24 protein-coding genes, 1 tRNA gene and 1 pseudogene are annotated in these 22,390 nt (G+C 44.7%); 15 read left to right on the top strand and 11 right to left on the bottom strand.

Annotated features, from left to right (window positions below):
* Positions 1-19 precede the first annotated feature (19 nt).
* Positions 20-2,185: an alpha-galactosidase gene (locus AAA939_RS09660; protein WP_338230859.1), complete on the top strand. Its 2,166-nt coding sequence runs from the start codon at positions 20-22 to the stop codon at positions 2,183-2,185.
* 108 nt (positions 2,186-2,293) lie between these two features.
* Here the strand turns inward: AAA939_RS09660 and AAA939_RS09655 are convergent, their stop codons facing one another.
* Positions 2,294-3,277: a C40 family peptidase gene (locus tag AAA939_RS09655; protein WP_338207807.1), complete on the bottom strand. Its 984-nt coding sequence runs from the start codon at positions 3,275-3,277 to the stop codon at positions 2,294-2,296.
* 334 nt (positions 3,278-3,611) lie between these two features.
* The gene (locus tag AAA939_RS09650; protein WP_338207806.1) at positions 3,612-3,938 is read right to left on the bottom strand and encodes a hypothetical protein; all 327 of its coding nucleotides are present in this window, start codon (positions 3,936-3,938) and stop codon (positions 3,612-3,614) included.
* A 114-nt stretch (positions 3,939-4,052) separates the two neighbouring features.
* Here AAA939_RS09650 and AAA939_RS09645 point away from each other — a divergent pair, with 114 nt between their 5' ends.
* From AAA939_RS09645 to AAA939_RS09635, 3 genes and pseudogenes are all read left to right on the top strand, one after another.
* Positions 4,053-4,424: a hypothetical protein gene (locus tag AAA939_RS09645; RefSeq protein WP_338207805.1), complete on the top strand. Its 372-nt coding sequence runs from the start codon at positions 4,053-4,055 to the stop codon at positions 4,422-4,424.
* 55 nt (positions 4,425-4,479) lie between these two features.
* Positions 4,480-4,552: transfer RNA gene (locus AAA939_RS09640), tRNA-Ala, on the top strand.
* Between the two features lie 238 nt (positions 4,553-4,790).
* A pseudogene (locus AAA939_RS09635) lies at positions 4,791-4,954 on the top strand (IS21-like element ISCbo2 family helper ATPase IstB); the annotation flags it as partial.
* Between the two features lie 196 nt (positions 4,955-5,150).
* Here the strand turns inward: AAA939_RS09635 and AAA939_RS09630 are convergent.
* The 4 genes from AAA939_RS09630 to AAA939_RS09615 form a co-directional block, all read right to left on the bottom strand.
* Complete coding sequence (locus AAA939_RS09630) at positions 5,151-6,377, bottom strand: ATP-grasp domain-containing protein (protein ID WP_338207804.1); 1,227 nt, start codon at positions 6,375-6,377, stop codon at positions 5,151-5,153.
* A gap of 2 nt (positions 6,378-6,379) precedes the next feature.
* Complete coding sequence (locus AAA939_RS09625) at positions 6,380-7,585, bottom strand: MFS transporter (protein ID WP_338230858.1); 1,206 nt, start codon at positions 7,583-7,585, stop codon at positions 6,380-6,382.
* Between the two features lie 83 nt (positions 7,586-7,668).
* Positions 7,669-8,220, bottom strand: a complete 552-nt coding sequence (locus AAA939_RS09620) for a flavodoxin family protein (protein WP_338207876.1) — start codon at positions 8,218-8,220, stop codon at positions 7,669-7,671.
* A 31-nt stretch (positions 8,221-8,251) separates the two neighbouring features.
* Positions 8,252-8,482 (bottom strand): thiamine pyrophosphate-dependent enzyme, encoded by a 231-nt coding sequence (locus AAA939_RS09615; RefSeq protein WP_338225866.1) that lies wholly within the window; start codon positions 8,480-8,482, stop codon positions 8,252-8,254.
* A 108-nt stretch (positions 8,483-8,590) separates the two neighbouring features.
* Between AAA939_RS09615 and AAA939_RS09610 the strand changes: the two genes are divergently transcribed.
* The gene (locus tag AAA939_RS09610; protein ID WP_338207801.1) at positions 8,591-9,460 is read left to right on the top strand and encodes a helix-turn-helix domain-containing protein; all 870 of its coding nucleotides are present in this window, start codon (positions 8,591-8,593) and stop codon (positions 9,458-9,460) included.
* Positions 9,461-9,584: 124 nt separating this feature from the next.
* On the opposite strand, the gene AAA939_RS09605 is transcribed toward AAA939_RS09610, so the two are convergent.
* Positions 9,585-10,052 (bottom strand): hypothetical protein, encoded by a 468-nt coding sequence (locus AAA939_RS09605; protein WP_338207800.1) that lies wholly within the window; start codon positions 10,050-10,052, stop codon positions 9,585-9,587.
* Positions 10,053-10,155: 103 nt separating this feature from the next.
* Here AAA939_RS09605 and AAA939_RS09600 point away from each other — a divergent pair, with 103 nt between their 5' ends.
* The 4 genes from AAA939_RS09600 to AAA939_RS09585 all read left to right on the top strand — a co-directional run bounded on the left by AAA939_RS09600 (position 10,156) and on the right by AAA939_RS09585 (position 13,297).
* Entirely contained in the window at positions 10,156-10,581 is a 426-nt protein-coding gene (locus AAA939_RS09600) for a MarR family winged helix-turn-helix transcriptional regulator (RefSeq protein ID WP_338207799.1), read from the top strand.
* Positions 10,582-10,749: 168 nt separating this feature from the next.
* Positions 10,750-11,706 carry a Dyp-type peroxidase gene (locus AAA939_RS09595; RefSeq protein WP_338207798.1) on the top strand — a complete coding sequence of 319 codons (957 nt, stop codon included), beginning with the start codon at positions 10,750-10,752 and terminating at the stop codon, positions 11,704-11,706.
* A 180-nt stretch (positions 11,707-11,886) separates the two neighbouring features.
* A complete protein-coding gene (locus AAA939_RS09590; RefSeq protein WP_338207797.1) occupies positions 11,887-12,612 on the top strand; it encodes a demethylmenaquinone methyltransferase in 726 nt (241 codons plus the stop codon).
* A complete protein-coding gene (locus tag AAA939_RS09585; protein ID WP_338207796.1) occupies positions 12,602-13,297 on the top strand; it encodes an ElyC/SanA/YdcF family protein in 696 nt (231 codons plus the stop codon). The genes AAA939_RS09590 and AAA939_RS09585 overlap by 11 nt, the downstream gene beginning before the upstream one ends.
* 48 nt (positions 13,298-13,345) lie before the next feature.
* Here AAA939_RS09585 and AAA939_RS09580 read toward each other — a convergent pair whose 3' ends face one another.
* Entirely contained in the window at positions 13,346-14,317 is a 972-nt protein-coding gene (locus tag AAA939_RS09580) for an SGNH/GDSL hydrolase family protein (protein ID WP_338207795.1), read from the bottom strand.
* A 123-nt stretch (positions 14,318-14,440) separates the two neighbouring features.
* On the opposite strand from AAA939_RS09580, the gene AAA939_RS09575 reads away from it, so the two are divergent.
* The 3 genes from AAA939_RS09575 (at position 14,441) to AAA939_RS09565 (ending at position 17,199) form a co-directional block, all read left to right on the top strand.
* Complete coding sequence (locus AAA939_RS09575) at positions 14,441-16,345, top strand: heavy metal translocating P-type ATPase (protein ID WP_338207794.1); 1,905 nt, start codon at positions 14,441-14,443, stop codon at positions 16,343-16,345.
* 242 nt (positions 16,346-16,587) lie between these two features.
* Complete coding sequence (locus AAA939_RS09570) at positions 16,588-16,908, top strand: thioredoxin family protein (RefSeq protein ID WP_338207793.1); 321 nt, start codon at positions 16,588-16,590, stop codon at positions 16,906-16,908.
* Between the two features lie 12 nt (positions 16,909-16,920).
* Complete coding sequence (locus tag AAA939_RS09565; protein WP_338207792.1) at positions 16,921-17,199, top strand: metal-sensitive transcriptional regulator; 279 nt, start codon at positions 16,921-16,923, stop codon at positions 17,197-17,199.
* An 80-nt stretch (positions 17,200-17,279) separates the two neighbouring features.
* On the opposite strand, the gene AAA939_RS09560 is transcribed toward AAA939_RS09565, so the two are convergent.
* The 3 genes from AAA939_RS09560 to AAA939_RS09550 form a co-directional block, all read right to left on the bottom strand.
* The gene (locus AAA939_RS09560; RefSeq protein ID WP_338207791.1) at positions 17,280-17,477 is read right to left on the bottom strand and encodes a hypothetical protein; all 198 of its coding nucleotides are present in this window, start codon (positions 17,475-17,477) and stop codon (positions 17,280-17,282) included.
* 124 nt (positions 17,478-17,601) lie between these two features.
* Positions 17,602-18,156 carry a ferritin-like domain-containing protein gene (locus tag AAA939_RS09555; RefSeq protein ID WP_338207790.1) on the bottom strand — a complete coding sequence of 185 codons (555 nt, stop codon included), beginning with the start codon at positions 18,154-18,156 and terminating at the stop codon, positions 17,602-17,604.
* Between the two features lie 11 nt (positions 18,157-18,167).
* The gene (locus AAA939_RS09550) at positions 18,168-18,386 is read right to left on the bottom strand and encodes a heavy-metal-associated domain-containing protein (RefSeq protein ID WP_338207789.1); all 219 of its coding nucleotides are present in this window, start codon (positions 18,384-18,386) and stop codon (positions 18,168-18,170) included.
* A 474-nt stretch (positions 18,387-18,860) separates the two neighbouring features.
* Between AAA939_RS09550 and AAA939_RS09545 the strand changes: the two genes are divergently transcribed.
* The 3 genes from AAA939_RS09545 to AAA939_RS09535 all read left to right on the top strand — a co-directional run bounded on the left by AAA939_RS09545 (position 18,861) and on the right by AAA939_RS09535 (position 22,150).
* Positions 18,861-19,526: a Crp/Fnr family transcriptional regulator gene (locus AAA939_RS09545; protein ID WP_338207788.1), complete on the top strand. Its 666-nt coding sequence runs from the start codon at positions 18,861-18,863 to the stop codon at positions 19,524-19,526.
* Between the two features lie 149 nt (positions 19,527-19,675).
* Positions 19,676-21,592, top strand: coding sequence for a M13 family metallopeptidase (locus AAA939_RS09540; protein ID WP_338207787.1), 1,917 nt, complete (start codon positions 19,676-19,678; stop codon positions 21,590-21,592).
* Between the two features lie 81 nt (positions 21,593-21,673).
* Positions 21,674-22,150: a GNAT family N-acetyltransferase gene (locus tag AAA939_RS09535; protein ID WP_338207786.1), complete on the top strand. Its 477-nt coding sequence runs from the start codon at positions 21,674-21,676 to the stop codon at positions 22,148-22,150.
* Positions 22,151-22,390: the final 240 nt, after the last annotated feature.

The following is a 22,390-nucleotide window of genomic DNA, read 5'->3' as shown; positions in this document are numbered from 1 at the left end:
ACACTAAGGAAGGTTGACCATGCCAGTTAAAGTTGATCCAAAGACGGGTTTGATCAACCTTTTTAATGATCAAATCAGTTATGTCATTCAAATTTTAAATAACCGTTATCCAGTGCATCGTTACTTTGGCGCGGTTTTGACTGATGCCACGGAACTAGCACCGTTACCAACCGGTAATCATGCTTTTGCCGCCGATATCCAGCCAGATTTTCCCTATTCGGTCACCTCACTTCCCTTAGAATATTCGACTATTGGAAGTGGTGACTATCGGCAACCCGGCTACCTGATTGAAACCCCGGCTAACCAATTGTTGCCCATCCTCACCTACGTTGGGATGCAGGTGACTGATCAGCCCGTCAATCCGGATCAGCTCCCGCCAACGGTTGCGGCGGAAACTGACGTGACCACCCTCGTGCTGCACCTAGCCGACACGGTCACTGGGCTTAAACTAGACTTAAATTACACCCTTTTCGATCACTCAGCCTTGATTTTGCGTAGCACAACGCTAATTAATGCCGGTCAACAATCACTGACGGTTAAGACCCTCAATAGCCTGCAACTGGATCTCGCTGATGACCAATATGACGCCCTAACATTTAGCGGAACGCATGCGCACGAGGCCAATCCAACCTTGGGACCGTTACGTCCTGGTATTCAATGTCAACGAAGTCTCCGTGGCACCAGTGGGCCCCAGCAACAGCCTTTCATGGGTCTTGCACGACCAAATGCAACTGAATTTAGTGGCGAGGTTTTGGGCACGGCCCTAGTTTGGAGTGGTAATTTCCAGACGGCAATCGAAGTTGATCAATACGCACATTCACGGCTCACGATTGGTCTCGAGCCAACGACGTTTCAATGGCAACTCGATGCTGGAACTAGTTTTCAGTCTCCAGAAGCTGTGTTAGCTTGGTCAAATGCTGGTTTTAATGGCCTATCACAAGTTTTTCATGATTTTGGTCATCAGCTCCAGCCGACCTTAGCAACAAGTCCAATTGCCATCAACACTTGGGAGAGTAACTTCTTTGACGTCAATGCAACCAAAGTTAGCCGATTGATTGAACAAGCCACGGACCTTGATCTCGAAATGGTCGTGGTCGATGACGGTTGGTTTGTCAATCGAACTAGTGAAAACGGCCAATTAGGTGACTGGCAAATTGATCCCGTCAAATTCCCCCAAGGATTACGTCCGTTATCCGATCAAGCGCATCAACAGGGACTCAAATTCGGCTTATGGATTGAACCAGAGATGATTACAACGAATAGTACTCTCTACCACGAACACCCTGATTGGGCTTTACATTACCAGCAACGTGCCCCAATCACAGCACGGCATCAACTGGTTCTAGACTTATCCCTGTCGGTCGTTCGGCAGCATTTGCTCACAACAATTACGGCATTAGTTGAGACCAATCAATTAGACTATTTAAAATGGGATATGAATCGCCATCTAACACAAGTTGGCAATGAGTCCCTTCCTAATCAGCAAGGTGAACTGTACACCCGTTACGTTTTAGGACTCTACGCCCTGTTGAGACAATTACGCGCACGTTTTCCAAGATTGATAATTGAAAACTGTTCTGCTGGCGGTGGCCGCCTTGATTTTGGCATGCTCGCTTATACTAATCAAACTTGGTTGAGTGATCTCACGGACCCGGTCGACCGGGCTAAAATTGAGAATGGCTTCAGCTACCTGTTTCCGCCAACCTGCTTCAGTACCCACGTAACTGCGTCGCCGAACGATCAAAATGGGCGGATTACACCGTTACAGACTCGGCTGAACTTAGCGACCATTGGTAACCTTGGGTTTGAACTGGCTCTAGACACATTGAACACTGACGAACAAAAAGTCATCACGGCTCAAATCAAGCAAAACAAAACGTGGCAGCCAATTTTTAATGACGCTCGCTTCTATCGGTTGACTGATTGGCGTGATCAGCCTGATTGCCAATCTTGGTTACTGGTGACCCGTGACCAACAGCAAGCACTCTGTTTTTATACCACCGGCTTAAGCTCAGCGGTTAAAGTTCCGACGCAACTCCCCTTGCATTACCTAGCTGACCAATGTCGCTACCTAGTTCACGGACAAGCTCGCAGCGGTCAGGTCCTGAACCAAGTTGGTTTAACGATTCCACCTGCAAAACAAGACTTCGAAAGTCATTTACTTTGGCTACAATCAACTAAATAAGTACAAAAAAGCGAGCCTAGTGCTCGCTTTTTTGTACTTTGTCCATCATTTTTAGAAACAAAAAGAGCCCGGGTTTTATCCCGAGCTCCCTAATTGACGATTTAAATGTTACATGTGGATAGCAAAGCTTGGTGTGTAGTAAGCAGTGCTCTTGATTGAAACCGTTTCGCCGTAAGTAGGTGAAGCGATGTATTGGCCACCGCCCAAGTAAATCCCTACGTGGTAAGGTGCGGAGTCAGAACCCCAGAAGACCAAGTCGCCAGCTTGAGCTGAACCAAATGAAACGTGTGCGCCAAGGGTTGCTTGGGCGTAAGTAGTCCGGCCAATTGAACGACCAATCTTAGCAAAGGCAGCTTGCGTAAATGCAGAGCAGTCCATTTGTTCGTATGGTGTGCCTAAGAAAGTCTTGGCTGCACTGATGACACTACCGTAGTTACCAGTTGAGGCAGTCGTCGTAGCCTTAGGTGCAACGTATGAGGCAGCTTTAGCAGATTGAGGAGCTTGTGATGAAGCTGAACTCTGTGATGCTGCGGCACTTTGAGGCGCTTGTGAACTAGTTGAAGTTGCGCTTTGTGACGTTGCTGAACTAGTTACGGCACTTGAACTGGCTTGTGAAACAACGGAGCTGCTTGAAGCAACGCTGCTGCTTGCACTAGCTTGTGAGGTGCTGCTTGATTGAGCTGCAACGGAACTGCTTGAAGCTGCTTGGCTCGTGCTACTTGCACTAGTAACAGATGAGCTAACGGCAGCTGCAGAAGTTGCTTGGCTACTAGTTGAAGTTGCGGCACTGGTTGACGTTGCACTGCTTGCACTAGCAGCGGTTGTCTTAGTAGCAGCCTTCTTAGTAACGGTTGAACCAGTCTTAACACCAGGAATATCGATCTTTTGACCAGCAATGATTAAGCTAGGATTGCTTAAGCCATTTTCTTCAGCAATCTTTTTAACTGAAACATTGTACTTTTGTGAGTATGCCCAAACGGTATCCCCAGCCTTAATGGTCATGGAATCAGCGTTTGCAACTGCTTGGCTAGTTACCAACAAACCAGCTAAAGCAGCCGTCCCTAACATTACTTGTTTAATATTTACTTTCACTTTGATAATGATCACTCCAAAAAGAATGTCACGTATGTACTTCAAGCCAAGGTCTATACTACTCAATTTGTGTTACATGCAAATACCAGCCAAATAACAATATGTTACGAAGGTTACAGAACCTTAACAATAATTGACTGCCGTAACATTCCCAGCTTGAAACCTTGTTAAATCAACATGTATTCCTGACGACTTTTTCTTTTTGTAATATATGACTTGAGAAAAAAACTAGTAAACTCAATTAAAAAATGGAATTCACAGTGTTTTTTCTGTAAATTCCATCACGTTAATCGTATTAAACATAACTTTATTCGGTAAATAAGCGTTTTCAATCTTATCGATGGCGACGATGTTCCCGGGGTAATCCGAGTAACCAGCGAATATCGTTGCCCGTAAAATTGAGTTTCAAAAATTGGGTTTGAGTTGCTTGTTCATACATATGATTTAAAACTTGACCACCTAGTGCGATCACTTTATCCGCGATGGCCTCATCAAATAAATATTGGCGCGTCGCAATTGTCATCTCGCGAACCGCAAAGATCTTTTCCGCATCGGCAAATACTTCCGCCGCGGTCCGTTGTAACTGTGCTTGCTTAAATTGTTCATAAGCCTCGTCTAGAACTACTTCGGCCTGACTTGTTAATTCCGTCGTTTCACTCATTGTGCCACCCCTTTCAATATCCCTATTTTAACGACTTTCATCCCATTTAGCCACGCGATACCATTGCATTCATAAAAATCTGCTATACTAGACAAGCTTGGAGGGAAAATCAAATTGACGAACGATAATGAACGTTACTATCAACCAAATGACATCAAGGATGCCTTACAAACAATTCAGAAATTATTCAACACCTACGTTGACGCGCCACTGACTACTGAACTGGTGACATACCACCAAAAATTGGTTAACCAACTACAAACAAACCTATTACCGTTGGCTAATCAGTCACACGATCAGTTGCGCGTTGACCAGATCAACTCGATGATGGCCGTCATGCAAGACTGGTTAAAATTACGCTTAAGCGGCAAGCCCTTTGGCGGTAAAATGCAACATTATAAATTTGTTAGTCGTCAAAAGACGCAGTTTAAACGGCGTGTTCATAAGATTCGTGGGAACGCGAACCACCGGGCCAGTCGCCATTGATTCACCTGGAAAGGCTTGCACCACGGCTGATTTGCGGTATACTAAAATAGTACTCGGGCCCTTAGCTCAGTTGGGAGAGCGCCTGCTTCGCATGCAGGAGGTCGTCGGTTCAAATCCGGTAGGGTCCATTATTTAAGTTTCATTGGATGTAATAAGTATCCAAGTACTGTTGCTACAAGGTTCTTATTTTTGAAACATCACATATAGAATCATCTAACGGCATTTGATTCTAAACTAAATTAATCGATAGTGATAGATATGAATAGAGAGTGAGCTAGAAATTAGCCCACTCTCTATTTTTCATCTCATGCCAATGACACCAACCTCTTCTTTAAACTTTAGGGGTCTGTATCATGTATAACTAATAACTGTCATGATCTCTTATTACGACTGCGTACGAAAAGGGTTCTATGGACTGGTGTATCAGTCACTATGTGAGATACGAGCTGCATTCAACAATCATTACCAGTAATAGCGCGCTCTCGACCTGGGTTGAAATTTTTAAAAGCCCAACCGTTACCGCCGCTATTGACACTACGGAGATGGTCTAATGAAGAATTCCTAGTCCCGTAGCCATTTCTAACTGCGGAGATACCCTAACTTGTTATATTCCACGACAGTTGCCTCAACGCAGGTGCTAGAACAAAATAGCGCGACCACACAAGTTGCAGAGAATGGTAAAAAGCATCCCCACTTCTTACAGAGAGAATGCGCACCATGCCTAAACTATTCAGTTATGACTTTAACGCGATCATTTAACGCCATAATTGTTTTCTTCAAGTCACTAGCGTTAGGGCCGGATAAAATGTAATAGCCAATACGGTCATCAGAATTTGTTGGTTGTTTAACTAGTTGTCCTGGCTGCACCACTAATTCTGAGCGTTGAAACCCCTTAGCTTTTTTGATGTCATCTAATCCTTGTATTGACTTGAACTTACCATCGTTCGGAGCAAATAAAAAGCTAATAGCAGCGGCATCGTGATGTCTGGGTTCAATTACAACGGTCTGATTTAAATATAATTCGATTGTTTTTTCAAAGATATTAATCCCGTATGCATCCTGAATTAAGTCAGAGGTAATATTGTCTCCACCCGGGCGACCATTTACTTCGACGACCCGCGCACCGGTATTGGTTACCTTAATTTCAACATGTGTTGGACCATTATGAAAATCAAGTGCACGTGTGGCCTTATAAGCTGTATCAATAATTTCCTTTTTCCGATCTATATCAACTGTTGTGGGAAAAACATGCATTAATTCTACAAAGTACGGCGGCTTAGTTGTCTGTTTTTCTGTCACTTCAACAAAAGTAATTTTATCGTTGTTTAAGAAAAGCTCCACACTAAATTCGGGACCTTTCATGAACTCTTCCAAAATAAATTCATCGCGTACTTTAAAGTTCATATAACTTTGTTTTAATTCAGTAATTTGGTCAAAGCGTAGCCGCAATTGCGCCGTGTTTTCAATGTAAAAGACATCAATGCTACTAGCCGTATTGGTAGGCTTTAAAATTAGTGGAAAGCCAATTCTTTCAACTGCATGCAAAGCTTCTTCAATCGTCTTAACAACAGCAAATTTAGCTGAGGGGACGTCTTTTTTTGCATATTGAATTCTAGCCAAATCCTTATTTCTAGCACATTTCGCTGCAAAATAAGAATTACCAAACATATCAAGCTTTTCAGCAACTTTGGCGGTAACCGCTGTCGCATAATCTGTAGCCGGAATTATCGCATCAAACTTCTGATATTTACTATCATGAATCGCTCTAAGAATACTCTCGCTATTCCAAACATCAGCAATTAATAAATCATCATAATCCCCAGTATATCCAAATTTATTGGGATCATCAGAATTACTGACAACACAGATGACTTCACATCCTAAATTCTTTGCGGATTTGACAAAAGCTACGCCATAAAAACTTGGTTCAATTAACAATACGCGCTTTTTCATAGTTAATTTCCTTTCACGTTAATTCTGCTCAACATAATAAGGCTCCATAAGGCACCAACAAGCATAATGGCTGCCATCCAAAGAAAACCAATATTTGCACCAAAAGAATCATTTGCAATTTCCATCAGTGTTGATGCAAAAACCTCAATCAGTTGTGCAATTCCATTCCAAATAGAGGTTGCTCTTCCCATATATTGCTGTTCGACCTGTTCCATTAATACTGTATTGATCACAACCCGTAATGATGAATTACTTAACCCAAGAATAAAGGTACAAACGATTGTTAGCGGAATAAGCTGCGTTAAGTACAGCGTCATCAATCCGCCTGTTGCAAAAATAAAAAAGCAAACAATAATATGTTTTTCACTAAATTTATGAATTAAAAAGCCTGTGATTAACCCAGCTACCAGTCCGCCAATCCCATAGCCCATATCAGCTAACCCATAAATGACACTGTTAGCTTTCAGAATTGTTGAAACATAATCTGGTGAAGACACATTAAATAATTGTGTCACAATTAACGGTAAAATTGAGATAATTCCCATACTAAGAATTAGTTTATGATTCAGGATGTAGCAAACACCCGCTATATATCCTGTAGATGACCGCTTCGTATCTATCGGAACTGAGGTATCTCTTTGGATTGACATTATTAACAAGACGGCAACCAAAAACATCACCACATTGATTACTAAAATTGTCACAAATCCTGTGTAATTGAGAATAAGGCCAGAAATTGCGCCAGCCGCAAACATGCCTACTTGTAACGAGACTTCAATAAAAGAGTTAGCCGTTCCTAGTAGTTTCTTTGGGAGAATGGCCTGTACATAGCTCCGCGACGAGGCCATGTAAGTTATCCAGCCAGCACCGGTTAGAATTGCCAACCCGTACATTGCCCACAGATTGAACCCGACCATTCCAATGACTGCAGTGATTACGATCATGGGAATTGCACGGCCCAAAAACGTCCATAGAATGACTGACTTTCTAGAAAATCTATCAGTTAATATCCCAGCTAAAGGTGACATCAGGAATCCCGCTAATACATTAACCGTTAAGTATAATCCTACTAATTTATTTGAATTTGTTGCTTGCAACATATACCAATTTGCACCCACTGTTGTTAAGCCAACGCCGAAACCAGAAATGATGTCGGCCAAGAAGAAGTTTCGAAATTCTTTTTTACGCAATAGCACTGATATATTCAATAGAATTCATCCTTTCATACTCAACGTCGATTAACTTTGAATTATGCACCGCTAGCGTTGCTAATTCATCACGAAAGGCTTCTTTACTTGATATTGATACATCCAGTCCCGCCTTCACCTTCTTTTATGATTTGATTGATTTTTTTGGCATCATCTAGTGCTTTTAAATCCATTTTTATTTCTAATGATCGATTAGCCTCACCAATAACGGTTGCGTATAAATCCATACCTAAAAATCCACAAATGTATTTAAACTGTTCAATAATGATCTGGCCTTTTTCTCTGGGGTTATCGCCACCAACTAAGACCAGCACAATCTTTTTATGCTTAGCTGTTTGTCGAAACTCTGGATCTGTTTTCAAGCTTTCGGACCAACGATCAATAAAGGTTTTTAATAATGAAGAAATCCCATACCAATAAATGGGAGTTGAAAAAACAACGATGTCGGCATGCTTAAATTGTTTACAAACGACATAGTAATCGTCCTTTTGTCGCGGCCATGACTCTGAAAAGCGAAAATCCTTAACATCTGCTATCTTCATATCAGCCAACCAAATTTCATCATATTTTATGCCATCTAAAACTTTAGTCGCTAAATACTCTGAGTTAGATGGCATTCGAGTTGAAGAATTAATTAGAACAATATTTGTCGTTTTGATATTTAACTCACTTCTTTAATTTACCTGCCTGTGCGCTAGCAATTTTGGCATAGGGACTTTTAGAATCTCCTTCCATCACATCGATACCTCTTCCTCTAATGGCAGTTGCTAAAGTAATTAGCGCATGGGCAGTTGATTTATGTTGAATGACTTCACGAATATCTTTAAAGCTGTGACCGTCTATTTCTTCAACCTGAAAGCCATCGGATAAGAACCATTCCTTCAAGTGAAATGTCATTAAAAATCCTTCATTTGAGGCTTTATTTCGATTAACAAGTTCATTTTATAGTCAAAATTTAATGTTGTACTATAATGTAAAGCAAATCGTCAAAAAGAGGTGTTTTCAATGACCCATGGGGAACTGATTCGTAATTTACGAAAAGAACGCGGCCTAACTCAGTCGCAATTGGCAGAGGGGATTTCAAGTAGAACAACCTTATCGTCATTGGAAAACAACAAAACAGATATTACAACCAGTATTTTATTTGCATACTTAGAACGCATGAATGTTTCAATTCAGGAATACCTGTTTTACTTCAATGACAGTACAAATACTGAAAAAGAACTCGCAACTAAATACTTCTACGATAACGTCATTAAACGACGTGACCTAGAAATAAAAGAACGAATTCTTGATTACCAATCAAAATATAAAAATTCAAAAGACTTTTACTACTGTTGTCTATCCATTGAGTTAAAGTTGTTTTTAAATAAAAAAAATGATGAAGAAATTTTTGATGTTGCTGAAGATACCGGTATAATTAAAAAGTATTTAGAACACGTTACGCAATGGGGCCATTTTGAAATGTCAATTTTTGCTAATTGTTTATACATTTTTAGTAGTGAATATATTCGTGCTACTTTCAATATCCTATTGAAAAGGACTAAAATTTTAAGCAAAATTGATACTTACCAAAATGATATTTCTATTTTCCTCAACAATTGCATTGTTCTAGCTTTTGAACGTCAACACTATCAGAATGCTCGTTTCTACATTCACGAGCTCTATCAAGTTTCTGGCAAAACACCCCGGAAAGCTTATGATCGCATGATGTGTGACTTTTATCTTGAATTAATTAAAACAGTCAACGGTCAACCATCAACTATCGATACGACAATCTATCAGTTTAAAAAGCTTGGTTTCAATGACCATGCAAAGATGCTCGAAAATTTAAGGGACAAGCTTACTGCTAAGGTGAAGTTTTCTATTGCGTGATTGCTTTCAAAATGAACCTATAATATCTCATTTATTATTTAAACTTAAAATCCTTATCTGTCGACTGACAGACAAAGCGCCTGGAATTTTTATTCCAAGCGCTTTTTTAATTCACCTATTAATACTAATTTTTTAACCGGGGCATGGCATGAAACAACAAGCGCCGAACTAGCGGCATAATCAAGATGTCGCGGACAAAGTAAGCCGTCGTGAACGTGCCAAAAAAGCCTAAAATAAATTGTTCGACCGTCAAATGATAAAACGTCCCATTGATCAAAAGTGCCCGGGTACTCATCGTAAAGCTCATCATCAGTAACATTGTCCAGCCGCGAATGGCCCCGGACTTGAAACCAATCGCTTCAGAATCAGTCATCCCCTTGGTCCACCATTTAGCCAGTAACTCTGACAAAGTGGAGACCACCACAAAATTAAAAACAAATGCAAACGCAATGGTCGGTGCAAGTGCCAGCCAGAATACCCGCCACATTGCGGCATTAATCCCCATATTGGTCGCCATGCCCAACCAACTCATACTGGTCGCCATACCGATACACATCAATAACGTAAAACCTAACCGCTGTTTAAAAGTCATTTTAATTTCTCCTTATAGTTGATAAGTCAACTGTTACAGTTTAGTCGGATTTGGTTTACTTGTCAACTATATGCTATAATAATTCAAAAAGGGGGCAGCTGCTTTGGATACTGTAAGACTTGGAAAATATATTGGTGCACTCCACCGACGCTTTCAGACGGCCATGAATCACGAACTGGCATTGCCAGAAATTAACGCCAGTAACGCCAACTTTCTACTATTTATCGGCGAGCAGGACCGGGTAACTGCCAAGCAGATTACGACCGAACTCGCCATTAACAAGGGCCTCGTCAGTCGTGAGTTAACGCGCCTAGAAACTGGTCAGTATATCACCAGAACGCCTGATGACAATGATCACCGCACCACTTGGGTCAGGATCACACCAAAGGGACTCGCGGCGTGCAAAACCATTCGGCAAATCAAGCAATCGCTCTGGGACCAAGTTCTTGGGGATACAACGGACGCCGACTTAGAAACGATCTTCACTCATTTAGCCGACTGGAGTGAACGAGCAAAGCAGTTCAAATAATCAGAGAATTGATATCAACACTACAATAGTAGCCAACGTTTCATCACCTTTCAAACCAACCATATCCGTCATAAAAAGGTCCGTTGAAAGTTACCATCGCAATTGTTTGACTATCTGAGAGGGCTCCGGTACGCTGAGTTTAATAATGATTCTGGAGGGGATTTTCTCATGTCAATCGATCCAAGTCGTGCCCAAGATGTCTGGAAAGACGTTGGGGAACATGTTCAATTCACCGTTTTAAAGTTAAACCGTCAAGATCAGCGCCACGATCAAGAAGTTTTCCAAGAATTTGCTGACCGTTCGCAAGCCATTATTCGCTCGCTACGCATTCGTGATGCCAAACCCGAAACGGGGACCCAATTAAAAGTCTCAATTGGGATTAGTAACGCGGCTTGGGACTACCTATTCCCCAACGCCCCGAAACCTAAAGAACTCGAAACTTACGAAACTTTGACGGGTCCCGAATACGAAATGCCCGCAACACCGGGTGACCTCTTCTTCCATATTCGTGCTAGCAACGAAGCGGTCGTTTACGAGGCCATCACCCAGTTCGAACGGGTGCTAAGCCCAATTACCACCGTGCTCGATGAAACGAAGGGCTTCCGTTACTTCGAAGGTCGCGCCATCATTGGCTTCATCGATGGTACCGAAGCACCCGCCGTTGAAGACGCTGCCGACTACGCCTTAGTTGGCGATGAAGACCCCACCTTTGAAAACGGGTCTTACGCCTTCGCACAAAAGTGGCAACATGACATGCCTATCTGGGAACACATGCCAACTGAAAAGCAGGAAAAAGCCGTTGGTCGTGAAAAGTTCAGCGACTTTGAACTGGCAGATGAAGATAAATTTAAAAATGCCCATAACGTGGCTTCGAAATTTGAAGTGGACGGCGAAGAACAGAAAATCGTTCGGATGAACGTGCCATTTTCCAACCCGGCCGCCGGCAACACTGGGACTTACTTTATTGGTTATTCCCGTTACTGGCACGTTACCAAGGGAATGCTAGAAAACATGCTGGCCAAGTCAGACTTCTTACTGACATTTTCGACCTTATTATCCGGTCAACTCTTCTTCATTCCATCCCGCGACCTATTAGAAAAGATTGCGGATGGCGATTTCCACTAATTGCAATGAATGTTAGGATTTGGGACAAAACTCAAAAAACCAACCAAATTTCTGGTTGGTTTTTTCTATTGTTATGGTCGAAACGTAGTCCAAAAGGCAATTTGGTCCACTCTCTTTTTCGCGCACTTTTAAAAGGCTTCTGCTATAGTAAGACTAGCAGTACCACGAGGAGGAACAATCATGGCAAATCGATATTTACATAACGTTCAGGGGCTATTTGATACCATCGCCCCCAACTATGACCGGATGAACAACATTATTAGCTTAGGCACCCACCGTCACTGGCGCAAACAGACGATGCACCGAATCCACCTAGCGCCCCACGCGCACGCCTTAGATCTCTGTTGCGGCACTGGTGACTGGACCATCGCCATTGCACAAGAATTGGAAGCTCCCGGTGAAGTAATTGGCTTTGATTTTTCAGCACCGATGCTCCAGCTCGCCCAGCGAAAGGTCGACCAAGCCAAGCTTCATGACCGGGTCTGGTTACGACGTGGCAACGCCATGCACCTGCCATTCAAAGACAACTCCTTTGACCTCGTGACCATTGGCTTCGGGTTACGTAACCTTCCCGACAAGGAGCAGGCTTTAGCTGAAATCTTACGGGTTCTAAAACCCGGGGCACAGTTAGTCTGCTTGGAAACGTCACAACCCGATCAGCCTTTAATTAAACCAGTCTGGCAGTTCTACTTCACCAAAATTGTGCCACTATTTGGCCGTTTATTCGCACACCAATACCAGGAATACTCCTACTTGCAGGAAACGACCCGGCACTTTGCGAGCTATTCCCAATTAGCAACGATGTTCAAACAAGCGGGCTTTCAACAAGTCCACTACGAACGTTTCAACTTCGGCGCGGCGGCGGCCCACTTTGGGACTAAACCGGAGGCCCGCCATGCCGACTAAGCTAGCAGCCTTCAATCAATGTTTAAACTGGCTGACGCAAGCAACGACTTTACCCAAACAAGTCGACGGACTCGTCCTATGCGGAAACAGTCAGCCAGCGACGGCGACGGCAGCCGGACAATTGGCCCAACAATACGCTTTACCCCGCACTATCATTGCGGGTGGTATCGGTCACGCCACCAAGTACCTCCGACAAAATCTAGGCGTCAGTAACACGCTAAGCGAAGCCACCATGATGGCCGACCTCGTCCGACAAACTGGTTATCAGGGTGAAATTCGGTTGGATCAAACGTCAACTAATTCTGGCAGCAACGCTGTCAATGCGTTGGCGTTAGCCCCGTCAGACTGGCGCAGCGTCCTCCTCGCCCAAGACCCAGTGCTAGCACGGCGAACCGCTCTGACCTTCGTCAAAAATTGGGGGACAACTTACCAGTTCAGCCGGTACCAACCGCAAACGCTTAGCGTACGGCAACTTGATCCGTTAGTTTTCACTACTGACAATGACTTTAACTGGCCGGCAGATTACTTGACTGAGTTAGTCCTTGGTGAGTGTCAGCGGCTCATCGACACGCCAGCCGGGTACGGGCCGTTGGGGACCAACTTCATCCCCCACGTAGACGTCCCCGAACCGGTCATCGCCGCGAACCAATTTTTACAACAACAGGCGCTTCGACGAAAGCGCTAACCAATAAAACCAGCAGGATTGCGCAAATCCTACTGGTTTTATTTTGTTCTATTCTAAAAACAATTGGGGATACCGCTGTTGTAAAGCTTGCGCTAACGCCTGCCCCGCGACTTGTGAGCCCGCCAGATTCAAGTGAACGTGATCGGTCAAGCCCGGCTGCCACTCCGCCGTTTCAATCAAATCAACCGCGCTAAACTGTGCCACTGCCTTGCGAATAATCCGGTCAAAACGCTGACTAAACGGAATCATCACCGCAATTTGGCTATCCGGATAAAGGGTTTGGACCCGTTTTAAGAAACGATTGAAAAGGGCTAAGTACGCCTCCGCCGATTCGCGACCGTCGTTGGTCCCAACGTTAATAACGACTAAGTCCGTCGCAATAGGCGTCCACGGCGTTGTGGCATCCAGCTGCGTTAAAACGTCGACTAGCGGGGGCACACCCCCGGTGCCTGGTTTGCTTAATCCCGCCGCGCTGTAAGCAATCCGTACGTTACGAGCGCCCAGGCAGTCACTAGCAATAGCCGCGTAGTTGGCTTCCCCACGGTAATCTTCCGCCGGCTTTTGGCCAGCAACCCAGCAACCGGCCGTAATGGAATCGCCAATAAAAGTAATGCTTTGGTGCCCAAGTTGCACGGGTTGGAGTTGCCCATCGCTAGTCAGACTTTGAACCGCAAAGCCACCATCGCCCGTCCACACTTGGTCTTCGTCGGTATTTCCACTCATCACAACGCGAATGACGTGTGGTCGCTGATCCATCGTTAGTTGGATGGCATCCATTGTCACGGCTTGGCGTTGAAACGGTAACCCATCAATTTGAATTGCAATCCAACTCGGCATCTCAACGGCGCGGGGTAAGAATTTCAAACGAACCCAGCTCGCTGAACTGATGCGAAAATCAAACTCCGCCCCTAAATTTGTACTATACATAACGGGTTGACCAGCAACGTTTTTTTCCGCCCACCGGCCTTGAAAATAGGCCGGCATCAACGGATTATTGGCCGCCACAACTTGATACTTCATCTAAATTCCTCCTCAAAATGCTAATTTTTCAATAAAAAGGCCAAACTTGACCCCCATCAATTTGTTATCAAGGAATTCTTCATATACTAGAGCCATCAAATCAATTAAGGAGCGCATCTAATTATGAAATTCCAAATCTTTTTAACCAAACATACGAATCAGATCACCTTAGCAACCGGCGTCCTCATTGTCCTCGGTATGCTAAGTAAGTACCTCTTGAACTTTACGCCCGGTTACACCGTTACTTTAGCCGTTGCATCCGTCATCGCGGCCGTACCAATTGCCGTCCGGGCGTTCAGTGCCCTCCGCAATAAAGTCTTCAGTATTGAACTACTCGTGACCATCGCCGTCATTGGGGCCTTCGTCATCGGTGAGTTTAACGAATCCGCCATCGTCACATTCCTCTTCTTATTCGGGTCATACCTTGAAAGCAAAACGTTACAAAAGACCCGGACCGCTATCAAAGGTTTGACTGATATGTCACCAACGACCGCAACGTTAGTCACCGACAACGGGACCGAAGAAGTCGACGTTGACGATGTTGACGAAGGCGACGTTGTCTTAGTCAAAACTGGGAGCCAAGTGCCCGTTGACGGCGAAGTCGTTGAAGGCAGCGGCTACTTGAACGAAGCTTCCATTACTGGTGAAGCCCGTCAGATCAACAAGCAACTTCATGATAACGTCTATTCCGGTACCATGGTCGAAAATGGTTACCTGAAGATCAAGGCCACCCAAGTTGGTGACGACACCACGTTTGCCAAAATTATCGAATTAGTCGAAGAAGCCCAAGACACCAAGTCTAAAGCTGAAAAATTCATCGACCGCTTTGCACAATATTATACCCCCGCCGTCTTAGTTTTAGCGGCCCTAGTCTTCGTTTTCTCCCGTGACTTCCGCTTAGCCATTACGGTCCTCGTCCTCGGATGCCCTGGTGCCCTGGTCATCGGCGCGCCCGTTTCCAACGTGGCTGGTATCGGGAACGGTGCCAAACGTGGGATTCTTATCAAGGGTGGCGAAGTGATCGATACGTTCGCCAAAGTTGATACCTTAGTTTTCGACAAAACGGGAACGTTAACGGAAGGTAACACCGCCGTTACGACCATGAACACTTATACCGACCACGTCGCGGACCAGTTAGGATTAGCCGCCGCCATTGAAGGCGTTTCGGACCATCCCCTTGGCCAAGCCATCATTACTTACGCTGAAAAACAAACAACTCATACCGCACCAACTTTAGATGATACTGAAACCGTTAAGGGTCAAGGAATCTGCGCCAAAGTCAACGGTCAATCCATCGTCATCGGGAACCAAAAGATGATGACCGCACATGCCATTGATTTAACGACTAAGCAAGCACAAGACCTCAACGATCTACAATCCGCTGGTCAATCAACCGTGATTATGGCGGTCGACGGCCAAGTTCAATTGATGTTCGGAATTGCGGACACGATTCGCCCTGAAGTTAAGGACTCGCTCGCAGCACTAAAATCACAGGGAATCAAACGGACCGTAATGTTGACCGGCGACAACCAGTTAACTGCCGAATCCGTCGCTAAGGAACTTAACTTAGACGAAGTTCACGCAAACTTATTGCCAGAAGAAAAGGTTGAATACGTCAAAAAGCTCAAAGCGGACGGCAACACGGTTGCCTTTATCGGTGACGGGATCAATGATAGCCCATCGATTGCCAACGCTGATATTGGAATCGCCATGGGTAGCGGTACCGACGTTGCCATCGACACGTCCGACGTGGTTTTGATGCAATCAAGCTTCCCAGCACTCGTCCACGCACACGGTTTAGCTAAGAAGACCGTTTTAAACACCCGCGAAAACATCTTCATCGCCATTGCAACGGTTGCCTTCTTACTAATCGGCTTGATCTTTGGCTACATCTACATGGCCAGTGGAATGTTCGTCCACGAAGCCAGCATCCTCGTCGTTATCTTCAACGCGATGCGCCTGATCAACTTCCAAACTAAGTTCGACAAGCGTCAACCCGTCATGAAGTCACAGCCAGCAACGGCTTAATTAAAACTTCATACTAAACAGAATCCCCCTCGTCATTGAGTAGCTCAACGGCGAGGGGGATTTTGTTGGCTTTGAATTGCCGTCGCAGACCGCAGTGTGGCTGGGACCGACCCCCATAGCACACGGATTCTGACCGACGGAGCGCTTAATTACGTCACGAGAGAACTTTTTAGTTGCTCAAATATACCTAGGGGGGTATATTGGTTTTATTGAAATAACCGATCTACATTGGAGGAAACGTAATGATTAAAGAAATTCATGATCAAGACTTTGCAAAAGAAACTGATACTGGGATCGCCGTTGTCGACTTTCGGGCCGACTGGTGTCCGCCATGTCGCATGATGGACCCAATCTTGAAATCCCTCTCAGAAGACGATAATTACAAGGACCAGGTTAACTTCGTTTCATTAAACGTTGATAATGACAAGGAAGTCGCCACCCAGTTCCAGGTTCAAGGGATTCCAACTTTCTTAATCAAGAAGGACGGTAAAGTTGTCAGCCACATGGTCGGTGCACGGCCAAAGCCTGATTTTGAAGCAGAGCTTAAAAAAGCCCTCAACTAAGGAGGACACTTGATGACAACTACCGATACCGATGAAGGATACGTTACGAGTAAACAGATTAAGTCCCGTTTAAAACGGTCCGCCGGGCAACTGGACGGGGTGTTGCGCATGATGGACGATAACCGGCCGTGTGACGACGTTTTAGTCCAACTTTCGGCGGTCAAATCTAGCATCGACAAGGCAATGAAACTAGTGATTGCGCGCAACATCAACAACTGTGTTGACGGTTCGGATCAAATCGATGTTCAGAAATTCGAACACTCATTGGACCTACTTCTAAAAACTAAATAATGTAATGTTAAATATAAAAAACGAGGCCGTGACAAAAGTCACCGCCTCGCTTTTTTATACCTATCAGGGTATTCAACTGATCAATCTTTCCAGTCGCCCTTTTTCCAATCATCGTGGTTCCAGTCATCTTGTTTCCAATCGTCATCCTTAGGGGTATCCACGGGATCTTGGGGGTGCTTCTTCATTCGCCGTAAGAGGACTGCCGTTGAAATGACCGTCACGAATCCGGTCGCAATTATGAACACGAGCGTCCACATAATAATGGTGCTGATTGACATACACTTGGTCCCCCTTTTAATAGTTGTCGTTAGTATAGCGCACGCCCCTTAGAAACACAAAAAACCATGGTGACTGATGTGCCCACACAGCACCAGTCATCCATGGTTTCCAACTGACTAGAAGTTAATCGTCGTCATCCTCGTCTTCTTCATCCAAACCAGTCCGGGCGTCGTTGCCTAGATAAACTTGTAGTTCACGGATATTGCGGTTATTGCTACCACGGTAATTCGTCAACCAAGCGGCCAATGCTGGACGTTCTTCTTTTTGGGCCAATTTGATTGCCCGGTCAACAAAGAGATTTTCGGTATCAAAATCTTTAATGACTGCTGCCACGGTCGTTGCGGCATCTTGATACTTAAAGGCCCCGTTTTCTTCCAACATGGAATACTTCACTAATTCGGCCGTTGTTGAAGATGGTTTTTGATTTTCATCCAATAGTAAGTCCCCAAGTTCTGCAAACTGTCGAACGTTCAGGTCGAGTAAGCGTTGGTATTCAGCCCGTAAATCGAACGATTGCGCGCCCTTCACGTACCACTTGGCTTGGCTTAATTTGACGTAAGCCACCATTAAGTTTGATAAAATGTGATTCGTCATCGCACCGGCTGTTGGGGTGTGATGGTCAATGTCACTTTGTTTTAATTCTGCTGCGTATTGGTCTTCAATGGTTAATTCACTCATGGGGGTTCCTCCTATTTTACCTTAACGGTTTCAACTTCGTAGCCTAAGCCCGTAACAACCTTAGTTAAGTCGTCGGCGTTGGTAACGTCCGGGTCAAAGTTCGCTTTGACCTTGCTAGCATTGAATAAGACTTTGACATTTTCAACACCGTCGTGGTTCGCAACGGCCTTTTCGATTTTAGTCATGCATGACGGGCAAGTTAAAGTTCCTAATTGCATAATGATTTTCATAAATATCAACCTCCGTTATTTCATTTGATGACCCTATCTTAACGAGAAATTGCCGATAAAAAATTGACCGCCGTCAAGAAACCAATAAAGTTTTTCGGGTAAAATAGATTTTGTTGAAGATTGATCATTTAGTTAGCCCTTCAATGTTTAGTTTCTAACCAAAAGATGAAGATTAGTCACTAATAGCGTACTGTTAAATCGACAGTATTATGTAGCGAAGGCGGACAGAATCGGTGTGCTGTGTCGGCAATATTGGCCGGCGGGTCTTACGGTTAATATTGCGGGGCGATTTAAAGACGCGGGCTATCGGCTTTAAATTGAGGTCTCAGACCGCACTTTGGCTGAGGCCGTCCCCCATAGCACACCGGTTCTGTCCGCCGAAGCGCCAAGCAAAACATTTTTCCAATCCCTGATTCAATAAATTTAATAATAAATCTGCTATTCTATAGGTGGCTTTATTAAGGAGGTTTTTATATGGCAGCCCATGAATGTGTTCAACTCGTTCCCATTTTCCAAGAATTAGCAACCGAACAACTCGACACGATTGAGTCAATTGTTCGCCATCACCACTACCAGGCTGGTGAAACGATTTTTAGCGCGGATGATCCTCTCGATCAATTGATGATTGTTTCGGCGGGTCAAGTTAAAGTCTATCAACTGGCCGCAAATGGCCGTGAACAGTTACTTTACTTATTGCAGTCCGGTGATATCGACGGTGAAGCCGCACTCTTTGAGAACCAGCGTCGCACTTCATTTGGCGAAGCCTTAGTGCCGACCGACGTCTGCAGTATTCGCCGCGAAGACTTCCAGGAACTGATGCAAAAGTACCCGAGCATCAGCATCAACGTTTTAAACGTCTTCGGGAAGCGGCTGACTCAGCTCGAACGCCAAACGACTAGTACGGCGACAGAATCCGTTGAAGCCCGCCTTGCGAACTACTTAACGGAAACCGCGGCATCACTGAAAACCGATACCTTTAAGCTGCCACTGAAAAAGAAAGATTTAGCCACCTTTTTAGGCACAACGCCCGAAACAATCAGCCGAAAATTGACCCGGTTTGAACAACAAGGGCTGATCACCCAGAAGGCCGGAAAAACAATTCAAATTAACGACGCTGACCAACTATTGCTCGCTGAATAGTTGCCCAGCCTAGTCCTGTCAAACACCAACCGTTTGACGGGCTTTTTTTTAATTCATAGTCATAATTCGGCGAACGCACAACCCGCCACTTCACGTAATCTAAGGTATAATTAAACCAGTATTATAAATATTATTAAGGAGTGGATTTAATGGCAACCGTTAATCAAGCAGCAGTAAAACAGGACCTGTACGACGCCGTCAATGGCGAATGGATGCAGACCGCTGAAATTCCAGACGACCACGCGTCAACGGGTGGTTTCATGGATTTAGTCGACGCCATTGAAAAAACGTTAATGCATGACTTTGATGCGATGGCCGCGGGAGATGTTCAACCGGACGATCCCCAATTAGCCGAATTCATCAAATTTTATCAATTGACTAAAGATTTTAAGCAGCGTGACGCTGCCGGCGCTAAGCCGTTGCAGCCATGCTTAAAGCAAATCGACAGTTTAAGTGACTTAGCCGATTTGCAGACGCGCATGCCTGACTGGATTTACGACGGTTTGCCATTACCATTTAGCTTGGACGTCGACGCTGACATGAAGAATACCAAGGTCAACGCCCTCTTCGCACAAGCGCCAGGGACCATTCTTCCTGACAAGACTTACTACGACGAAGGAAACCAGAGCGGACCAAAGTTACTCGCCGTCTACGCTAAAATGATGACCGCACTATTCCAAAAAATGGGTTACGATGCCGATGCCGCGCAAGCAACCGTCGACGACGCCTTGAAGTTCGACCGGTTAATCGTGCCGTGGGTCAAGAGCGCTGAAGAATCCGCCGATTACAGTAAAATGTATAATCCACGGAAGTTCTCCGACTTTGCCAATAACAGTCGCTACTTGGATTTAGCAGCCATTACCTACTCCGTCATCAACGGAAATCCTAAGATTGTCATTTTGCCAGAACCAGCCTACTTCGACCACTTCAACGAAGTCGTCAATCCTGAAAACTTCGACTTGATGAAGAGTTGGATGAAGACTAAGTTGGTCCAACGCATGAGCGGCTACTTGAGTGATGATATTCGGACCCTTGGGACCACTTATTCACGGACTCTATCTGGTCAAAAGGAAGCGCGGAGTCAGGCTAAGAGTGCCTACTACTTAGCTGCCGGAACGTTTGACCAAGTTGTCGGACTATATTACGGCCACAAGTATTTTGGTGAAGCCGCTAAAGCTGACGTTCACCACATGGTTGAAAAGATGATTGCCGTTTATAAACGCCGGTTGCAAGCCAACACTTGGTTGAGCGCAGCCACCCGTGAAAAGGCGGTCACAAAACTGAACAACCTTGGAATCCAGGTCGGTTACCCCGACAAACTGGAACCAGTCTTCACGAAATTTAAGACGCACACTGCTGAAGAAGGCGGCAGCGTCTTGAGTAACGTCTTGGCCTTCAGTCGCATCGCTCGCAAAGAGATGTTCAGTAAGTGGGACCAAGCAACGGACCGGACACGTTGGGAAATGAGCGCGGACACTGTTAACGCTTATTACCACCCATTCATGAACATCATTGTCTTCCCTGCAGCCATCCTGCAAGCACCGTTCTACAGCCTAGAACAGTCTTCCAGTGCTAACTACGGTGGGATTGGTGCCGTGATTGCCCATGAAATCTCACACGCCTTCGACAATAACGGGGCGTTGTTTGATGAATTTGGGAACCTCCACAACTGGTGGACGGCCGAAGACACTGCGCAGTTCAAAGAACTCGCCAAGTCCATGATCAGTGAATTTGACGGTCTTGAATTTGCCGGTGCCAAGGTAAATGGGACCTTGACCGTTTCCGAAAACATTGCCGATGCCGGTGGACTCAGCTGTGCTGAAGAAGCTGCTAAGGGTGAAGACGACGTTGACCTCAGTGCCTTCTTCACTAACTGGGCGATGGTTTGGCGCATGAAAGCCACTAAGCAGTATATGCAGTTACTGCTATCCATCGACGTGCACGCCCCTGCCAAGTTACGGGCTAACGTTCAGCCAAAGAACTTGGACGATTTCTACACTACCTTTGATATCCAACCAGATGATCCGATGTACCTTGCACCTGAAAAGCGGGTCAAGATCTGGTAGTTAATAATTTTTAACAACTTTAAAAGCCTGGGAAGGTTCCCGGGCTTTTATTTAATTTTGTTACGGTAAAAGGAGCCATTTATGTCGCAATTTGAAAAGTACCATCCGATTTTAACGGAGCACTACGCGTTTGACTGGCTGACTAAAGCGCGGGCCATCGACGTCTTTCACTTATACGAAGGATTGTCAGACCAGCCCATCACCATGCCGGATACGGCTACCAAAATCAATCAAACCATGCGGGAAATCTTCCGCGACCAAAAGCTCGTTTGGGGCGTGACCGACCGCATCAGTGGTCACTTTGTTGGTCAGGCCGGCTTCGATCCCGTCGATCTTACTAGTAAAGAAGCAACCATTAGCGTGACCGTCACACCTGACAACACTCAGGATCACGTTCTCCACGAACTTTACCAGCGACTAGTCACGTTTGGATTAGCTGAATTAAAACTAACGACGCTCACCGTTCATTTAGAACAGTCCGATCATCAGTGCAAACAGGTTTTAACTGACCTTGGTTTTCGGCCAACTACTGCGAACACTTATCAATATCAAAAATAAGATTATTTTTAAGCTCTCACAAATTAAGATTGTGAGAGCTTTTATTTGTTCTTATCAATTTCGTATTAATTTATAAATTCTAAATAATTACTCCCATAAATACCCCGATTGAGCTAGCAAGATTCCCAACAAGTCCTTAATACCAGCATTTAATTATCAGTTGATTGCCGAAAAAGTTAAGCTTTTTAACTATAATTGGTTGCGTTTTCTTTTTAATCTAGTACAATAAAATTGTTATCG

Source organism: Lactiplantibacillus paraxiangfangensis (assembly GCF_036246185.1).
In the GTDB taxonomy this organism is placed as follows: domain Bacteria; phylum Bacillota; class Bacilli; order Lactobacillales; family Lactobacillaceae; genus Lactiplantibacillus; species Lactiplantibacillus paraxiangfangensis.
This window is presented reverse-complemented; position numbering and strand designations above follow the sequence as displayed.